Here is a 17,026-nt window from a genome sequence, read left to right as displayed (position 1 = left end):
GGTAGGCATGAGCGAAAATCGCGACGTGCAGGCAGAACAAGAGAGTGCAGCAGACGAAACCGTGCAGGCAACGGAAGAAGCACAGGTTGAAGTTGAAGTGGCAGAGGGTGAGCAAGCGCCGCTGGATGAAAATGCACAGCGCATTTACGAGTTGGAAACAGCACTATCTGAAGCGCAAGCCACCATTAAAGAGCAGCAAGAAGGTGTACTTCGTGCACGTGCCGATGCTGAAAATGCGCGCCGCCGTGCAGATGGTGAAGTAGAAAAAGCGCGTAAGTTTGCGCTAGAACGCTTTGCTGGCGAATTACTTCCGGTCATCGACAACCTCGAACGTGCAATTGAAATGACCGACAGTGAAGACGAAGCGGTTAAGCCGTTACTAGAAGGTGTGGAAATGACCCACAAAACTTTCTTAAGCACTATTGAGAAATTTGGATTAAGCCTTATTGATCCACAGGGTGAAACCTTTAACCCTGACCTGCATCAGGCAATGTCTATGCAAGAAAGTGCAGATCACGCGCCAAACACAGTGATGGCCGTCATGCAAAAAGGTTATCAAATTAATGGCCGTTTGTTGCGCCCAGCCATGGTAATGGTATCTCGCGCACCAAGTGGTGGTGTCGACACCCAAGCCTAATTAGGTAAAGCGGGTAAAACGATACAAAATTGTCAGTTTTTTTACTGGCAACTATTGAAAAGAACGGGGAATAACCCCACTAAAAGTACAGAATTAAGAAACTTTTTCGGAGACACAAAATGGGTAGAATCATTGGTATCGATTTAGGTACAACGAATTCATGTGTCGCAGTTCTAGACGGCGACAAACCTCGCGTAATTGAAAACGCGGAAGGCGATCGTACAACGCCTTCAATTATTGCATATACAAACGACGGTGAAACATTAGTAGGTCAGTCTGCAAAGCGTCAAGCAGTTACTAACCCTGAAAACACATTATTCGCAATCAAGCGTTTAATTGGTCGTCGTTTCCAAGACAAAGAAGTACAACGCGACATCGACATCATGCCTTTCAAAATTGTAGGGGCTGACAACGGTGATGCATGGGTAGAAGCGAAAGGCGAGAAAATGGCGCCACCGCAAATTTCTGCCGAAGTACTTAAGAAAATGAAGAAAACCGCTGAAGATTATCTTGGCGAAGAAGTGACTGGCGCAGTTATCACTGTTCCTGCTTACTTTAACGATTCTCAGCGTCAAGCAACGAAAGACGCGGGTCGTATCGCAGGTCTTGAAGTTAAGCGTATCATCAACGAGCCGACTGCAGCTGCTCTTGCCTACGGCATGGACAAAAAGCAAGGCGATAACGTTGTAGCGGTATACGACTTAGGTGGTGGTACCTTCGATATCTCTATCATCGAAATTGATGAAGTAGACGGTGAACACACCTTTGAAGTACTGGCGACTAACGGTGATACTCACCTTGGTGGTGAAGATTTCGATAACCGTGTTATCAACTACCTTGTTGAAGAATTCAAGAAAGACCAAGGCATCGACCTTCGTAAAGATCCGCTTGCTATGCAGCGTCTTAAAGAAGCCGGTGAAAAAGCGAAAATTGAACTTTCTTCTTCACAACAGACAGAAGTTAACCTGCCTTACATCACGGCCGATGCAACAGGTCCTAAGCACTTAGCGATTAAGCTAACGCGTGCAAAACTTGAGTCTTTGGTTGAAGACCTAGTGAAAAACTCGCTTAACCCACTTAAGCAAGCACTAGCTGATTCAGACCTATCTGTAGGCGACATCAACGACATCATCCTTGTGGGTGGTCAAACACGTATGCCGCTAGTACAGAAGTATGTCACTGAATTCTTTGGCAAAGAGCCACGTAAAGACGTTAACCCTGATGAAGCGGTAGCCGTAGGTGCAGCTATTCAAGGTGGTGTACTTTCTGGGGACGTTAAAGACGTACTACTGCTAGACGTTACGCCTCTGTCTCTAGGTATCGAGACTATGGGTGGTGTAATGACTGCGCTTATCGAGAAAAACACGACGATTCCAACGAAGAAGTCGCAAACATTCTCTACAGCGGAAGACAACCAGTCTGCGGTAACCGTACACGTACTACAAGGCGAGCGTAAGCAGTCAAGCGGCAACAAGTCTCTTGGTCAGTTTAACCTTGAAGGTATTCGTCCAGCAGCACGCGGTGTTCCGCAAATCGAAGTCACTTTCGACCTAGATGCTGATGGTATTCTACATGTGTCCGCAAAAGATAAAGACACAGGTAAAGAGCAGAAGATCACTATTAAAGCGTCTTCAGGCTTAAGCGATGAAGAAGTTGAAAAAATGGTCGCCGACGCCGAAGCGAACAAGGAAGCGGATGCGAAGTTTGAAGAGCTAATTCAAGCACGTAACCAAGCTGACGGCATGATCCACGCTACACGTAAGCAGCTTGAAGAAGTTGGCGATGCACTAAGTGCAGAAGATAAAGCGCCAATTGAAGAAGCCCTTACTGCGCTAGAAACAGCGTCTAAAGGCGAAGACAAAGCAGAAATCGAAGCGAAAACGCAAGAACTTATTCAAGCGTCTAGCAAGTTGATGGAAGCGGCGCAAGCACAACAAGGTGCTGCCGCTGGTGGTGCAGAAGGTGCCGAGCAGCAAGCTTCTGGTCAAGCGAACGATGACGTTGTTGACGCTGAGTTTGAAGAAGTGAAAGACGACGATAAAAAGTAAGCTGTTGCGATACGCCCGCTGACACAGAGCTGGTGGGCTGATTTAGCAGTTGAGGCGCAGCAGGAATTTCTTGTTGCGCCTTTGTTGTGTTAGTGTCGAGGGAAGCATGAATGCAATCCTTGTAAGGACTCACAACTCACAGATGTAGATTCGAGAGTGCCAATTATAGGGGCTGTCGACAAAAAGTAGGATAAGTAAACGATATGTCGAAACGTGACTACTACGAAGTACTAGGGGTAGATAAAAGCGCTGGTGAACGCGAAATTAAAAAGGCGTACAAAAAACTAGCGATGAAATACCACCCTGACCGTACACAGGGCGATAAAGGGCTGGAAGACAAATTCAAAGAAATCCAAGAAGCCTACGAAATACTATCAGACTCGCAAAAACGTGCGGCGTACGACCAATATGGTCACGCAGGCGTCGATCCTAATCGTGGTGGCGCAGGCTTCGGTGGTGGTGCCGATTTCGGAGATATTTTCGGCGATGTATTTGGCGATATTTTTGGTGGCGGCGGTCGCGGTGGCCGACAATCTCGTGCGCGACAAGGGTCAGACCTTCGTTATAACCTAGAGCTTTCTCTAGAAGAAGCCGTTCGCGGTAAGAGCGTCGATATCCGTGTACCCACATTAGTTGAGTGTGACGTGTGCGATGGCTCGGGTGCGAAGAAAGGCTCTTCACCAAAAACATGCCCAACCTGTCATGGCAACGGCCAAGTACAAATGCGCCAAGGTTTCTTTGCGGTGCAACAAACCTGCCCAACGTGTTCTGGCAAAGGTAAGATTATTGAAGATCCTTGCAACAGCTGTCATGGGCATGGCCGTAAAGAAAAAACCAAAACCCTTAACGTTAAAATCCCCGCGGGTGTTGATACAGGCGATAGAATTCGTTTGTCGGGCGAAGGGGAAGCTGGAGAAAATGGGGCACCGGCAGGTGACTTGTATGTACAAGTGCATGTGCGCGAACATGATATTTTCCAACGTGATGGCAATAACTTATATTGCGAAGTGCCGTTAGGTTTTACCACAGCAGCACTGGGTGGCGAATTAGAAGTCCCCACTTTAGATGGCAAAGTTAAATTGAAGATAAGCCCAGAAACTCAAACTGGACGTATGTTCCGGTTACGTGGTAAGGGCGTAAAATCAGTTCGCAGTGGAGCCATTGGCGACCTAATGTGTAAGGTCGTGGTAGAAACCCCGGTTAATCTATCTTCACGTCAAAAAGAATTGCTACAGGAACTGGAAGAGTCCATGGGTAAAGCTTCAAGCAAGCACAGCCCAAAGGCACAAGGTTTCTTTGATGGCGTCAAAAAGTTCTTCGACGACCTCACTAATTAAAATTGCCAGCCAATTTTATATAAAGCCCTCATTTTGAGGGCTTTTTTATTCCTTTAATCTTTGTTTATCTTAACTTTAGCGTAATAAACCTTGCCAATATTATGGCGATTGTTCAGGATAGAGATGACCGTTTTAATTTTTACAGGAATAGGCATGAACACAGTAAAGAAATCACTGGCTGTATTTTTATCTTTAGGGGCTTTAGCGTCATCGGCAGCAGTGGCAGCTGAAGTGACAGAAGCATCATCGGCTAAGCATGCTAAGGCGGCCACACAGTATCGCCAAGCAATATTCCAGCTTGTAAAGAGTAACATGGGGCCACTTGGTGGCATGGCGAAAGGCGCATTGCCTTATGACGAAAGTGTGATGAAAACCAATGCGGTTCGCTTAGAGCAACTCGCTGATATGATGACAGACTACTTGTCGGTAGATACACGTAGTTTCGACGTTGAAACCGGTGCAAAAGATGCCATTTGGGAAAACTTCTCAGACGTTGCAAGTAAAGCCGATGCATTGAAAACCGCATCACTGGGGTTGCAGGCTGCCGTTGAAACCGGCGATGAAAGTGCCTACCGTGCGGCAATTGGCAAAATTGGTGCAAGCTGTAAATCGTGTCACGACGATTATAAGAAAGACTAAGCTTTATCAATGAGGAGTATAGCCTGCGTACTCCTCACGTATCCCTCTTTTATCCCGTCTTTTATCCCCTGTGGACGATATTTCTAAAATCGTAGCGTTTTGATATTGATACAATTTAGAAACTTCTTGCGAATAAAACGCATTTCTGCTGGAAAAGTGTACAAAAATTCTCTATTGTTGGCGAAATAATGTTCATTTGAATCGTTTGCCTGTGTTTCTAATCTGACTTTCTCAAAGTCCCAAACGATCTTTTTATTTTCGCTTTATTTTTGTCATGCGGTTCATCATGGAAGCCCGTTAGCGGTGGATTATCGTATACCAGAAGAGAAGAGGTGGAGTGGCTCCTTATGCAGTTTAACGATGGAATGTTTGCTTATGTGAGAAACAGTACACATTCCGACCTAATAGAGCACCTTAACGAAGGCAGAGTTAACAGCGGTGCCAGTTGTGTCATCTTCGTGTCTCAGCACCATAAAGAAAATAAAGTCAGTGTGGTATGTTGTGATAGTAAGAACACCGTATCAGAAGAAACGGTAATCAGTTTACCAAAGCATGCACACGTGCTTTTGTCTTTAACTACACTCAGTGCGCCGATAAGTGCGAATGAGTTTAGTCTGCCAGCCACACTTGGTGACTACAGCGCCCATTACGTCGTCATGGGGGCAGTATGCGATATTCACGGCAACCGCATTGGTGCGCTACTGCTGATTCATCCCAATTTATCGTTAACTAATGAGCAGCAAAGCTTCGCTGATATCACACGTCAGAAAATTGAGCTGCGTTTGCAATATCAATTACTTCAGCACCCTTTCACCGATAAACTCCAAGAGAAAGTTGCTTTACTGAATGAAATTGGCCGAATTTCCCATACCGGCGGTTGGGAGTTTGATGTTGCGCAACGTGAAATAACCTGGACCCACGAAACTTACTGCCTGTTTGGTATGACGCCAGGTAGACAAGTCACGTTAGATCGAGCACTAGGCAACTTTACAGAAAAGAGCCGTAAGCATATTAGGGCGGCTATCCTTGAAGTACTTAGAAAAGGCAACGCATTTACGCTGGAGGCCGAGTTTATCAATGGGGAAGGGCATAAAAGATGGTTGAAAATGACCGGCAAGGCTCAGTGTATCGCGAGTAAAAAGCGCCCCAAGGTGTATCGCATTTTTGGTTCTGCACAAGATATCACCGAAACCAAGCGCCTGTCTGACACGCAACACAATTACACCCAATACCTCTCTACCATCCTGAATAACTTAGGGCATGCACTGCTTACCCTCGATGAAGAAGGCACGGTAATAACGGCCAACAATTTGGTTAGGCAGGTATTTGGTTACGACCCTGACGAAATGATAGGGCAAGAGATATTTATTCTCATGGATAAAAATGAAAGTGGTCAGCTAAGCAGTTATGCCAAAGGATATAGTCAGCAACAGTCGGCGGCAAAAGAAATTAAGGATGTTAGAGATTTTCTCGCCCAAAGCAGCTGTATGAAGGGCGAAAGCATGGCAAAAGCACTGGTCATGAAACGAAAAAATGGCGGCAACTTTTGTGCAGATGTTATTTTTTCAACATTTTTCCTTGATAATCAAAGGCGCATTGTGGCCTTGTGCCGTGATATGACGGAACAAAATTTCCAGTTAGAACAGCTTAAAGATGCCGCCTATCTGGATAGAGTGACCAAGTTACCCAACTTACACGCGTTCGATACTACGCTAAAGCGTACTATTAGAGAATGCAAAGCTACCCTAGGCTACTTGTTTTGTTTGCGAATTAATATTGTTAATTTAGATCAGTACCGACAAGCCTTTGGTGGAGCTACCACCGATTACATTACTCGTATTATTGCGGCTAGATTAGAGCGTAGTTTTTCCGGCACATACAGGGTTTACAGCGAAAGCAGAGACAGTTACCTAGTGATGTACGAGGCGCCATTGCAAGACGGAGAAAATGGCGCCAGCGCGCTAATTAACGAAGTGGAGTGGAAATTGGTTAACGATGTGTTTGGTCATATTACCTTGCACAATAGCCCTCACTATCTGCAAGCTAACGTGAATACCTGTTGGCTGGAAGGAAAAGATCTATGTTTTGAAAAAGTGAAACATATGATTTTTCAAACGCCGCCTGAAGGCAGCTTACAAAACACCCACGAGAGAGTGCGGTTGTACCAAGGCTCTACGGCGCGCTATGAACGTTATCAATATATCAAGCAATCCTTACTTCGCTCGGTAGAGAACAAAGAGCTTTTCATCGTGTTACAGCCTCAATACGGTGATGCGGGAAATATCATTGGTGCTGAAGCGTTGTTACGTTGGCAACATCCACAGTTAGGGCTTATCAGCCCTGGTGAGTTTATTCCCATTGCCGAAGAAAGTGACATTATTGTCGAAATTGGCCAATGGGTGATGAATGAAACCTGTAAGTTGCTATGCGATTGCCAAGAGGTGGGTATTCAAACACGATTAGCGATTAATGTTAGCGCTAAACACATTGCCCGTGCTGATTTTAGTGAAAGTTTGTTGTCCATTGTCGACCGTTGGAAAGTTCCCCCTGGCAGTATTACCTTAGAATTAACTGAGGGTACGCTTATTCACAGCTTTGGATTAGTAAGAAAGCGAATTAGAGAACTCGCCCTGAAAGGCTTCGTTTTTTCTATCGACGATTTTGGTCGTGGTAATTCCAATTTAAGCTATTTGAAAGAGTTACCCATTAAAGAGTTAAAAGTGGATCGTCATTTTATAGATGAAGTGAACCTTGACGGCAGTAAAAGCCTCCTGATAAACAGTATTTGTGACATGGCGAAAATATTCGACCTGCGAGCCGTTGCTGAAGGCATTGAGAATACTCACCAACTTAGGTACGCAAAAGATTGTGGTTGTACGGGCTTTCAAGGCTACTTCCTCGATAAACCAATGCGTGTACACGTTTGGCGTGAAAAGCTACTTTCTGAAAAAGCCCACACTGGCGACACTGCGTCGGCAGAACGTCCGCATTAGACAGCCCGAATAGCGGGCTGTTAATGCAGCCGACTGTTAAAAGTACTCTTCTATTTCTGGTTCAGGGGGGAGCACGTCAATTGCATAGTAAAGCGCAACTGCACTTAATACAGCAACAATAAGCGCTAAAACCAATTTAGACGATTTTATGGCTGGTGAATGTGTGTCTTTTTTACCATGCAGCATGGCAGGTACGAGTTTTTGCTTCTTGTAAACGGCATAAAAAAGGATAGCCGCTATATGCAACGCAATGACCCATATTAAGATATCAAAAGCCAGGTGATGTAACGTGTTCATGACATCTAGCGTGCTGTCGTCGGCCATTGCCCGATACGGGCCATCTAAAAATATGTCGTCAGTCATAAATAGCCCACTTATCGCTTGAATAATTAATAGGGTAAGCATGACAATGACAAACCACCCCCCTAGAGGGTTATGGCCTGCCACACTTGGGCTATTTTTATCAAAGAGCGTACGTAAATACGCTATGACCTGTTTTGGACCGGTAACAAACTGAGAAAAGCGCGCATATTCAGGGCCAATAATTCCCCAGATTATGCGAAACACAAGTAAGCCCAGTGTGAAGTAGCCAATATAAAAGTGCCACTGAGTCGCATTATCCATCCATTCAGCGGTCGCATATTGTGCCACAATACTGAGCACTAATAGCCAGTGAAATAAACGGGTAGGGATGTCCCAAATGAGTTGTCTTTGCATGGCAGTCAATCCAATTAAAAAGAGTTAAAGCGCTTTTTTCTATGCTAGCGCAAATGACGACTGAAAGACGAGAGAACCAGTAAATATTTACGCCAAAGCCCCCGTTTAAAAGTTTATTTGCGATTTTTCGCTGTTCGCATTGCAATAGTGCAAGCATTTGGCAAAATGCCACCTAGGTATAGCTATTGAAATGAAAAGTTTAACGAGATGAAGGTAGGGTTGTTTGGCGCCAATGGGCGCATGGGAAGAGTGCTAATTGATGCACTGGAACAAAATGAAAACACCGTGTTGAGTGTGGCTACGGTGCGCGATGATTCACCTTGGATTGGTATGAATGTAGGAGAACTCGCAGGTATTGGTAAAAAAGACGTGAATTGCAGTGCTATCTCATCGTTATCTGAAAATGATGCGGATGTGATGATTGACTTTACGTTACCGGTAACGCTGGAAAGCAACCTGCAGTGGTGCGTAGACACCAAAACCCCCGTTGTTATTGGTACCACAGGGTTGAGTGAAACACAGCTTGGTCTATTAGATGCTGCAGCTCAGCATATTCCTATTGTGTTTGCCGCTAATTATAGCGTGGGCGTTAACCTGATGCTTTCGCTTGTCCGTCAAGCAGCAAGCGTGCTCGGACATTCCGCTGACATTGAAATTACCGAGGCGCATCATCGCTTTAAACAAGACGCCCCTTCAGGCACCGCCATGGCAATAGGTGAAGCGATTGCCGATGAATTAGGGCGTGATTTAAAAACCTGTGCTGTGTATGGTCGCGAAGGTAAAGAACCGGAGCGAGATCAGGGCACCATTGGTTTTGCCACTGTACGCGCCGGCGATATTGTAGGTGAGCATACTGCGTTATTCGCGGATATTGGCGAACGACTCGAAATTACCCATAAAGCGTCTAGCCGCTTAACCTTCGCTAAAGGAGCGGTGCATGCTGCTCAATGGTTGCACGGCAAGACGCCTGGCCTATACTCCATGGTAGACGTGCTCAATTTAAAATTAAACGTATCCTAAAAGGGCGACGTTTAATCGTAAATTGGAAGGGAGTAGAGAAACCTTCGAGGCTCTAAATAGTGCTAAATTTGTACGATAAGCTGCATTTTCGAAGCTTCTGAGCAAAATTGCTGATATAAGCGTTATTTTGCATGTTTAACGCAAATAAATTAGACATTTTCGATGAGTCATGTATACTCGCCGGAATTTGCCAGAATTTCGTATTTTGAAGCCAAGAAATTGGCTGAAGAGTGCGGTTTTATTAGCTGCAAAGATCGTAAAACGGGATGTATTGTTTTCATTACCTCCCGTTTTTTGTGGGGTTTGTGCAAATAAGTGCGCAAACACATAGTTATCCTTAATCTGGAGGTTGACTTGGCTAATTCTGCCCTTTTGGTGTTAGAGGATGGTTCTGTCTTTAAAGGTACGGCGATTGGTGCGCAAGGCACGGCCGTTGGTGAAGTTGTTTTTAATACTTCAATGACCGGCTATCAAGAAATCATCACCGACCCATCCTACGCTGAACAAATCATCACCCTTACATATCCTCACATTGGCAACACTGGTACTAACGAAGAAGACGTTGAAGCAGATAAAATCTGGTCGAAAGGTCTTATCATTCGTGACTTACCTCTTGTTGCGAGTAACTTTAGACAACAGCAGACACTGTCTGAATACCTTAAAGAAAAAGGTGTTGTGGGAATCGCTGATATTGATACCCGCCGCTTAACGCGTATTTTACGTGACAAGGGTGCGCAAAACGGCTGTATTATTTGCACCGACGAGCTAGACGAAGCCAAAGCATTAGAACAAGCAAAAGCCTACCCGGGCCTCAAAGGCATGGACTTGGCGAAAGTTGTTAGTATTTCTGAGTCAAAAACCTGGACTGAGGGCAGTTGGAAACTTGGCGAAGGCTACGTCACGCCTGCAGAAGCCAAATACCATGTGGTCGCCTACGACTACGGTGTGAAAAGCAATATACTTCGCATGTTAGCCGACAGAGGGTGTAAAATTACCCTAGTGCCAGCACAAACGCCTGCTGAAGACGTGCTTGCCATGAATCCAGATGGTGTTTTCCTTTCAAATGGTCCAGGCGACCCAGAGCCATGTGACTATGCTATCACAGCGATTAAAACCATCGTAGAAACAGGTACGCCAGTCTTTGGTATCTGTTTAGGGCATCAGTTACTCGCTTTAGCGAGTGGTGCAACCACCGTAAAGATGAAGTTTGGTCATCACGGTGCAAACCACCCAGTTAAAGACCTTAAGCGTAATGTAGTTATGATCACCAGCCAAAACCACGGTTTTGCTGTAGACGAATCTAGCTTGCCAGATAACCTAGAAGTAACTCACATTTCGTTGTTCGACAAGTCGTTGCAAGGTATACATCGCACCGACAAGCCTGCGTTTAGTTTTCAGGGCCACCCTGAAGCCAGCCCAGGTCCTCATGAAGCGGCGCCATTATTCGACCACTTCATTGAACTTATTGAACAACACAAGCAGTAGGAATTAGCCCGCTATGCCAAAACGTACCGACATAAAAAGTATTCTTATCATTGGTGCTGGCCCTATTGTTATCGGCCAGGCTTGTGAATTCGATTATTCAGGCGCTCAAGCGTGTAAAGCCCTTCGAGAGGAAGGCTACCGTGTTATTTTGGTTAACTCTAACCCAGCAACCATTATGACTGACCCTGAAATGGCAGATGCAACTTACATCGAGCCAATTCATTGGGAAGTGGTACGCAAAATTATTGAGAAGGAGCGTCCAGACGCTATTCTTCCCACCATGGGCGGACAAACTGCACTTAACTGTGCCCTTGACCTAGACAAACATGGTGTACTTGATGAATTTGGTTGTGAGCTTATCGGTGCAACGGCAGATGCCATCGACAAAGCGGAAAACCGAGAGCGATTCGACCAGGCAATGAAAAACATTGGCCTTGAGTGTCCGCGAGCAGAGATTGCTCATAGCATGGACGAAGCGCATGATGTCCTTAGCCGCATTGGTTTTCCTTGTATCATTCGCCCATCGTTTACCATGGGTGGCACCGGCGGCGGTATCGCGTACAACATCGAAGAATTTAACGAAATTTGTACTCGAGGTTTAGATCTTTCACCTACTAACGAACTTCTTATTGATGAATCGTTGTTGGGTTGGAAAGAGTATGAAATGGAAGTGGTTCGCGACAGAGCCGATAACTGCATCATTGTGTGTACCATTGAAAACTTCGACCCTATGGGTGTGCATACTGGCGATTCAATCACAGTGGCACCAGCACAAACCCTGACCGACAAAGAATTTCAAATTATGCGTAATGCGGCGATGGCTGTACTACGTGAAATTGGTGTTGAAACCGGGGGCTCTAACGTACAGTTTGGTGTAGATCCTAAAACTGGCCGTATGGTTATCATTGAAATGAACCCTCGGGTGTCTCGTTCATCTGCACTGGCTTCAAAAGCAACCGGTTTCCCAATTGCTAAAGTCGCAGCCAAACTAGCTATTGGCTATACCCTTGATGAACTTGCTAATGACATTACAGGTGGCCTAACGCCGGCGTCTTTTGAACCGTCGATAGACTATGTTGTAACGAAAATTCCACGCTTTAACTTCGAGAAGTTTGCGGGCGCTAACGACCGCCTAACCACTCAGATGAAGTCAGTGGGCGAAGTGATGGCCATTGGTCGTAACCAGCAAGAATCACTACAAAAAGCGCTTCGTGGCTTGGAAGTTGGTGCAAACGGGCTAAATTCCATGGTGGATTTAGACGACCCGGAAGCCCGTAATAAGGTGATTTACGAACTTCGCGAGCCAGGTGCTGAGCGCATTTGGTATATTGGCGATGCATTTCGTATGGGCATGAGTGTTGAGGAGGTGTTTAACCTCACGAATATCGACCCTTGGTACCTGGTTCAGTTAGAAGACTTAGTCTTGCTAGAGAAAAAGGTTGCGGAAACGGGCTTGGCAGGTATTGATGAAACCTTTATGCGTCAGCTTAAGCGTAAAGGCTTTTCTGATTCTCGCTTAGCTGAGTTGACCAAAGTTGCTGAAAATGATGTACGTGAAACCCGCCGAGGTTTCGGTATTTCACCGGTTTATAAGCGTGTGGATACCTGTGCGGCAGAGTTTTCTACCAGTACCGCTTACATGTATTCAACCTATGATGAAGAATGTGAAGCTGCGCCGACGGACAAAGACAAAATTATGGTATTGGGCGGCGGTCCAAACCGTATTGGTCAAGGTATCGAGTTCGATTACTGCTGTGTGCACGCAGCGCTGTCTATGCGTGAAGACGGTTATGAAACAATCATGGTTAACTGTAACCCTGAAACGGTTTCTACCGACTATGACACTTCTGATCGCTTGTACTTCGAGCCAGTAACCCTTGAAGATGTCCTTGAGATTGTCGAAAAGGAAAAGCCGAAGGGCGTCATCGTGCAGTATGGTGGCCAAACCCCACTAAAACTCGCCCGTGCGTTAGAAGCCGCCGGCGTACCCATTATGGGCACGTCTCCAGAGGCCATTGACCGCGCGGAAGACCGTGAGCGTTTCCAGCAAATGGTGAACAAGCTTAATCTTAAGCAGCCTGCGAATGCGACAGTTACCAACGTCGAGCAAGCCCTAGCCATGGCTGAAGAGATTGGATTCCCTCTGGTTGTACGCCCAAGTTACGTTCTTGGTGGTCGCGCAATGGAAATTGTTTACGACATTAAAGACCTTAAGCGTTACCTGAATGAAGCGGTGAAAGTGTCTAATGACGCCCCTGTTTTGTTAGACCGTTTCTTGGATGACGCAATTGAAGTTGATATCGATGCCATCTGCGACGGCAAAGAGGTGGTGATTGGCGGTATCATGGAACACATTGAACAAGCAGGTGTTCACTCAGGTGACTCGGCATGCTCATTACCACCACATTCACTGTCTAAAGATATTCAAGATGCCATGCGCGAGCAAGTACGTGCTATGGCACTCGAACTTGGGGTGGTGGGTTTGATGAATACCCAGTTTGCGATTAAAGACGGCGAAGTCTACCTCATCGAGGTAAACCCGCGTGCAGCGCGTACTGTGCCTTTCGTATCCAAAGCGACAGGTGTTCCACTCGCCAAAGTTGCAGCACGTGCCATGGCTGGAGTGACACTGGCTGAACAGGGTGTTACTGAAGAAATTATCCCTCCTTTCTACTCGGTAAAAGAAGTTGTACTTCCTTTTGCTAAGTTCCAAGGTGTCGATCCACTATTGGGCCCAGAGATGCGCTCTACAGGTGAAGTAATGGGCGTGGGTGATACTTTCGAGGAAGCGTATGCGAAAGCTAACTTAGGTGCAGGCGCACCGTTACCCAAGGCAGGAAAGGCTCTCATCTCTGTACGTGATACAGACAAGAGTAAAATCCTTGGTTTGGCGAAGGCGCTAACCGAAGCTGGCTTTAGTATTGAAGCTACCCGCGGAACGGCAGCGACACTTCATGAAGCCGGCATTGAAAGCACGGTAGTGAATAAGCTGTCTGAAGGCCGCCCAAACATTGTTGATGCTATCAAAAATGGTGAATATGCCTATTTGATTAACACCACAGAAGGTCGACAAGCCATTACGGATTCTGTCTATATTCGTCGCGAAGCACTTGTGAATAAGGTGACTTATACCACTACAATGAATGCGGCATTTGCCACTATTCGTGCGAAATCTGCCGATGACCGTAATAAAGTCGCGTCTGTACAAGAGCTTCACGCAAGACTCGAACACTAATGACATAACAAGGGATACGCGGTATCCTATTTATATGACATTTATGTGAATGAATAAAAGTGCGCCAGAAGGCGCACTTTTCTGTTTAAAATTAACTAGCTAGACGAGACTGTATTCATGAGTCAGTATCCAATGACAGCGCGTGGCGCTCAAATGCTGCGTGACGAACTAAATGAGCTTAAAACTAAAACACGCCCACGGATTATCGAGGCTATTGCCGAAGCCCGTGAGCATGGCGATTTAAAAGAAAATGCTGAGTATCACGCTGCGCGTGAACAACAAAGCTTTTGTGAAGGTCGTATCCAAGATATCGAAGGAAAGCTTTCTAACGCCCAAATTATCGATGTCACAAAAATGGAAAATACAGGTAAAGTCATTTTTGGTACTACCGTAACCATTTTAAATGTAGATACTGATGAAGAAACGACGTATCGCATTGTGGGTGATGACGAAGCAGATATTAAAAATAACCTTATATCGGTTAACTCTCCTATCGCTCGAGGTTTAATAGGTAAAGAACTTGATGACATGGTGACTATTCAAACGCCCGCTGGCACTGTTGAAGTCGAAATCATAGAAGTTGAATACATCTGACAAACCGTATGCCAGTGGCTCAGGCCACTGGTTTTACTCAGTCTTCTCGGCACCCCTTGTGCCCGTCATAGCTTCATTTCTCATTCATTGTTAAGCCCCTCTTTATCTCCAAAAATATCTGTGCAACGCCCTGCAATGTCGACAAACCTTAAACTAATTGATAGATGTGAAATACACCGATAATAGGCTACTTTTTGGAAGTGTATATGTTATTTAGCAATAACCTGATGCGTTTCCCGTATTGCCAACATGGTGTTGATTAAATGACATAACCCGTTACCCCTATCTACAAAGAGGCTGTCATTCGTTATGGCGTTGAAAAAACTTTCGGTGTTACAGCTTACCATTTTAGGTACAGCCTGCTTGTTCATATCAATTATGTTCCTCGCTTACAAAGACATAAGCGCCTCTAGAGACGTTTTATCTTCTGCTAATCGAGACATTAAACTAGTGACAATTATTACGGCTGTAGAGCGAGTGGCTCATCATCATGCTGTTGAACGGGGATTAACGGCAGGTTTTTTAGGTAATCCAAGTGACGCATCTAGAAACAAAGTGATAAGTCAGAGAAAGAAAGCCGACGCAGCGGTTGAAAAAGTCAACAGCATAATGGACTCAGACTGGTCGGAGTCACCGTCGATTAGCGTCATTCTTTCACCGGTATTGGCGCTATTAAACGAAAAGGCTGAAGTGAGAAAGCAAGTAGACGAGGCGAATGGGAAGCACGCCTTTACCTATTACAGTAACCTGAATAAACGCGCGTTAAATGCCACCAACGCACTGACCATGCTAGTCAATGCCCCGGATGCTAAACGGGCATTGTCGCAAGCCTTGCTATTTGCAAAAGCCAAAGAAAAAATGGGGCAGCGTCGAGGCAAAGTGAACGCCGTATTGGCCGCAAGACGTATCTCTAATCCGGTTAGCCAGCAGATAGCGGCTTATACGAACGAAACCCAGTACATAGAAGAAAAACTGCTACTGAATTTAGACGGCGACCCATTAATGAGGTTTAAGGCGTTGATGAACAGTGGCACAAGCCAACAAATTACACAAATAGTCAACGATGTCACCTCCGATAACCCTGACTTCTCTACACTGCCCACGAATACAGAGTGGTTCGCCATGGCCACAGAGCAAATCGGTGGAATTGCAGGCCTGCTAAGTGAGCGGTTTGATTACGTGGTCAATAATGTTAACGCGAAAGCAAACCGCGCGAACACAAACCTAGTGGTAACATTCGTAGCCATTGTGCTACTCACGCTTTTTATTTTTGTCATATATCGCACTTTGCACAGCATTATTACGCAACAGTTAAATAAGTTGGTGGCAAACCTAGATAAAATATCCAAAGAGGGTGATCTCACCATCGATTTATCAATGAGCACCAAGAACGAACTGGGTGAAATATCTCGTTCAGTTAATGCCACCATTCTCGCATTGCGAGATCTTGTCCGTGGGTTAGGCCAATCCATTTTGACGAGTTCGCGACTCTCTAATCAATTAGAAGACTCCAGTGGCGAAATGCTCGAAGATGCTGGGAAAACCCAACAGCTTACGGCAAATATTGCTTCAGCCATTGAGCAAGTCGCGGCAACCAGTCGAGAAATTGCTAAAGCAGCGGTAGATACGTTAAGTGCCAGTAAGCAGTTAGACGGATTAGCTGAACAGTCGTTAATGGCGAATGACAAAATTCGTCATAGTATGGAAGTATTATCTAATGATATTAAAGGTGTACAACAAAATGCCGCCGACATGGAGCAGCAAGTGACAGAAATTGGTTCTATTCTGGATACCATTAACTCGCTTTCCGATCAGACTAATTTATTGGCGCTAAACGCAGCTATTGAAGCAGCCCGTGCAGGTGAGCATGGCAGAGGTTTTGCTGTGGTTGCCGATGAAGTAAGGAAGCTTGCGCAAAGTAGTCGTGCTTCCTCTGATAAAATCTCTAGTTTGCTGTCTAATTTAAAAGATGCCAGTGTGATAGTCGTTGCTGATATCAATAAAAACGTGGCCTCTATCACCAATTCTATGGAAGTGACCAACGAAGGGCGCTCCACCGCGGAAAAAGTAAAGGAAGCTGCCACCAATGTAGAAGGTATGGCTAACACCATGTCATCTTCCGCAGAACAACAATCTGCAACCACTTTAGAGATAGCACAAGATGTGGTAAATGTTGAAGAAGCGGCCCGACATGAAGTCAACATTGCCACACATTTATCTGAATTATCTGGCGAAATGAAGGAGAATAACCTTCTGCTTCAACGCACAATAGACGGATTTAAAGTGGACAACGAATAGGGGCAACGTGTTATTAACTGAAT

11 protein-coding genes are annotated in these 17,026 nt (G+C 45.5%); 10 read left to right on the top strand and 1 reads right to left on the bottom strand.

Annotated features, from left to right (window positions below; all coding sequences use genetic code 11):
• Positions 1 to 7 precede the first annotated feature (7 nt).
• The 5 genes from grpE to IUA53_RS12065 all read left to right on the top strand — a co-directional run bounded on the left by grpE (position 8) and on the right by IUA53_RS12065 (position 7,654).
• A complete protein-coding gene (grpE, locus tag IUA53_RS12085; protein WP_196897171.1) occupies positions 8 to 637 on the top strand; it encodes a nucleotide exchange factor GrpE in 630 nt (209 codons plus the stop codon).
• Between the two features lie 119 nt (positions 638 to 756).
• Positions 757 to 2,685, top strand: coding sequence for a molecular chaperone DnaK (dnaK, locus tag IUA53_RS12080; RefSeq protein ID WP_044056712.1), 1,929 nt, complete (start codon positions 757 to 759; stop codon positions 2,683 to 2,685).
• A 203-nt stretch (positions 2,686 to 2,888) separates the two neighbouring features.
• Positions 2,889 to 4,022 carry a molecular chaperone DnaJ gene (gene dnaJ, locus IUA53_RS12075; protein WP_044056713.1) on the top strand — a complete coding sequence of 378 codons (1,134 nt, stop codon included), beginning with the start codon at positions 2,889 to 2,891 and terminating at the stop codon, positions 4,020 to 4,022.
• Between the two features lie 153 nt (positions 4,023 to 4,175).
• Positions 4,176 to 4,661, top strand: coding sequence for a c-type cytochrome (locus IUA53_RS12070; RefSeq protein WP_044058816.1), 486 nt, complete (start codon positions 4,176 to 4,178; stop codon positions 4,659 to 4,661).
• A gap of 347 nt (positions 4,662 to 5,008) precedes the next feature.
• Positions 5,009 to 7,654, top strand: coding sequence for a GGDEF domain-containing phosphodiesterase (locus tag IUA53_RS12065; protein WP_196897170.1), 2,646 nt, complete (start codon positions 5,009 to 5,011; stop codon positions 7,652 to 7,654).
• Positions 7,655 to 7,690: 36 nt separating this feature from the next.
• Here IUA53_RS12065 and IUA53_RS12060 read toward each other — a convergent pair whose 3' ends face one another.
• Entirely contained in the window at positions 7,691 to 8,371 is a 681-nt protein-coding gene (locus IUA53_RS12060; protein ID WP_196897169.1) for a cytochrome b/b6 domain-containing protein, read from the bottom strand.
• Positions 8,372 to 8,578: 207 nt separating this feature from the next.
• On the opposite strand from IUA53_RS12060, the gene dapB reads away from it, so the two are divergent.
• The 5 genes from dapB (at position 8,579) to IUA53_RS12035 (ending at position 17,003) form a co-directional block, all read left to right on the top strand.
• Complete coding sequence (dapB, locus tag IUA53_RS12055) at positions 8,579 to 9,391, top strand: 4-hydroxy-tetrahydrodipicolinate reductase (RefSeq protein WP_196897168.1); 813 nt, start codon at positions 8,579 to 8,581, stop codon at positions 9,389 to 9,391.
• 354 nt (positions 9,392 to 9,745) lie between these two features.
• Positions 9,746 to 10,876, top strand: coding sequence for a glutamine-hydrolyzing carbamoyl-phosphate synthase small subunit (gene carA, locus IUA53_RS12050; RefSeq protein WP_044056717.1), 1,131 nt, complete (start codon positions 9,746 to 9,748; stop codon positions 10,874 to 10,876).
• Between the two features lie 13 nt (positions 10,877 to 10,889).
• Positions 10,890 to 14,111: a carbamoyl-phosphate synthase large subunit gene (gene carB / locus IUA53_RS12045; protein ID WP_196897167.1), complete on the top strand. Its 3,222-nt coding sequence runs from the start codon at positions 10,890 to 10,892 to the stop codon at positions 14,109 to 14,111.
• A 117-nt stretch (positions 14,112 to 14,228) separates the two neighbouring features.
• Complete coding sequence (gene greA / locus IUA53_RS12040; protein ID WP_044446912.1) at positions 14,229 to 14,705, top strand: transcription elongation factor GreA; 477 nt, start codon at positions 14,229 to 14,231, stop codon at positions 14,703 to 14,705.
• A 309-nt stretch (positions 14,706 to 15,014) separates the two neighbouring features.
• Positions 15,015 to 17,003: a methyl-accepting chemotaxis protein gene (locus IUA53_RS12035; protein WP_196897166.1), complete on the top strand. Its 1,989-nt coding sequence runs from the start codon at positions 15,015 to 15,017 to the stop codon at positions 17,001 to 17,003.
• Positions 17,004 to 17,026 lie beyond the last annotated feature (23 nt).

Source organism: Alteromonas sp. B31-7 (genome assembly GCF_015767655.1).
Lineage (GTDB): Bacteria > Pseudomonadota > Gammaproteobacteria > Enterobacterales > Alteromonadaceae > Alteromonas > Alteromonas australica.
This window is presented reverse-complemented; position numbering and strand designations above follow the sequence as displayed.

Coding starts and splice junctions, on each gene's coding strand:
- IUA53_RS12060 (WP_196897169.1), bottom strand. CDS start 8,371: ATGCAAAGACAACTCATTTGGGACATCCCTACCCGTTTATTTCACTGG.
- greA (WP_044446912.1), top strand. CDS start 14,229: ATGAGTCAGTATCCAATGACAGCGCGTGGCGCTCAAATGCTGCGTGAC.
- grpE (WP_196897171.1), top strand. CDS start 8: ATGAGCGAAAATCGCGACGTGCAGGCAGAACAAGAGAGTGCAGCAGAC.
- dnaK (WP_044056712.1), top strand. CDS start 757: ATGGGTAGAATCATTGGTATCGATTTAGGTACAACGAATTCATGTGTC.
- IUA53_RS12070 (WP_044058816.1), top strand. CDS start 4,176: ATGAACACAGTAAAGAAATCACTGGCTGTATTTTTATCTTTAGGGGCT.
- dapB (WP_196897168.1), top strand. CDS start 8,579: ATGAAGGTAGGGTTGTTTGGCGCCAATGGGCGCATGGGAAGAGTGCTA.
- carB (WP_196897167.1), top strand. CDS start 10,890: ATGCCAAAACGTACCGACATAAAAAGTATTCTTATCATTGGTGCTGGC.
- dnaJ (WP_044056713.1), top strand. CDS start 2,889: ATGTCGAAACGTGACTACTACGAAGTACTAGGGGTAGATAAAAGCGCT.
- IUA53_RS12065 (WP_196897170.1), top strand. CDS start 5,009: ATGCAGTTTAACGATGGAATGTTTGCTTATGTGAGAAACAGTACACAT.
- IUA53_RS12035 (WP_196897166.1), top strand. CDS start 15,015: ATGGCGTTGAAAAAACTTTCGGTGTTACAGCTTACCATTTTAGGTACA.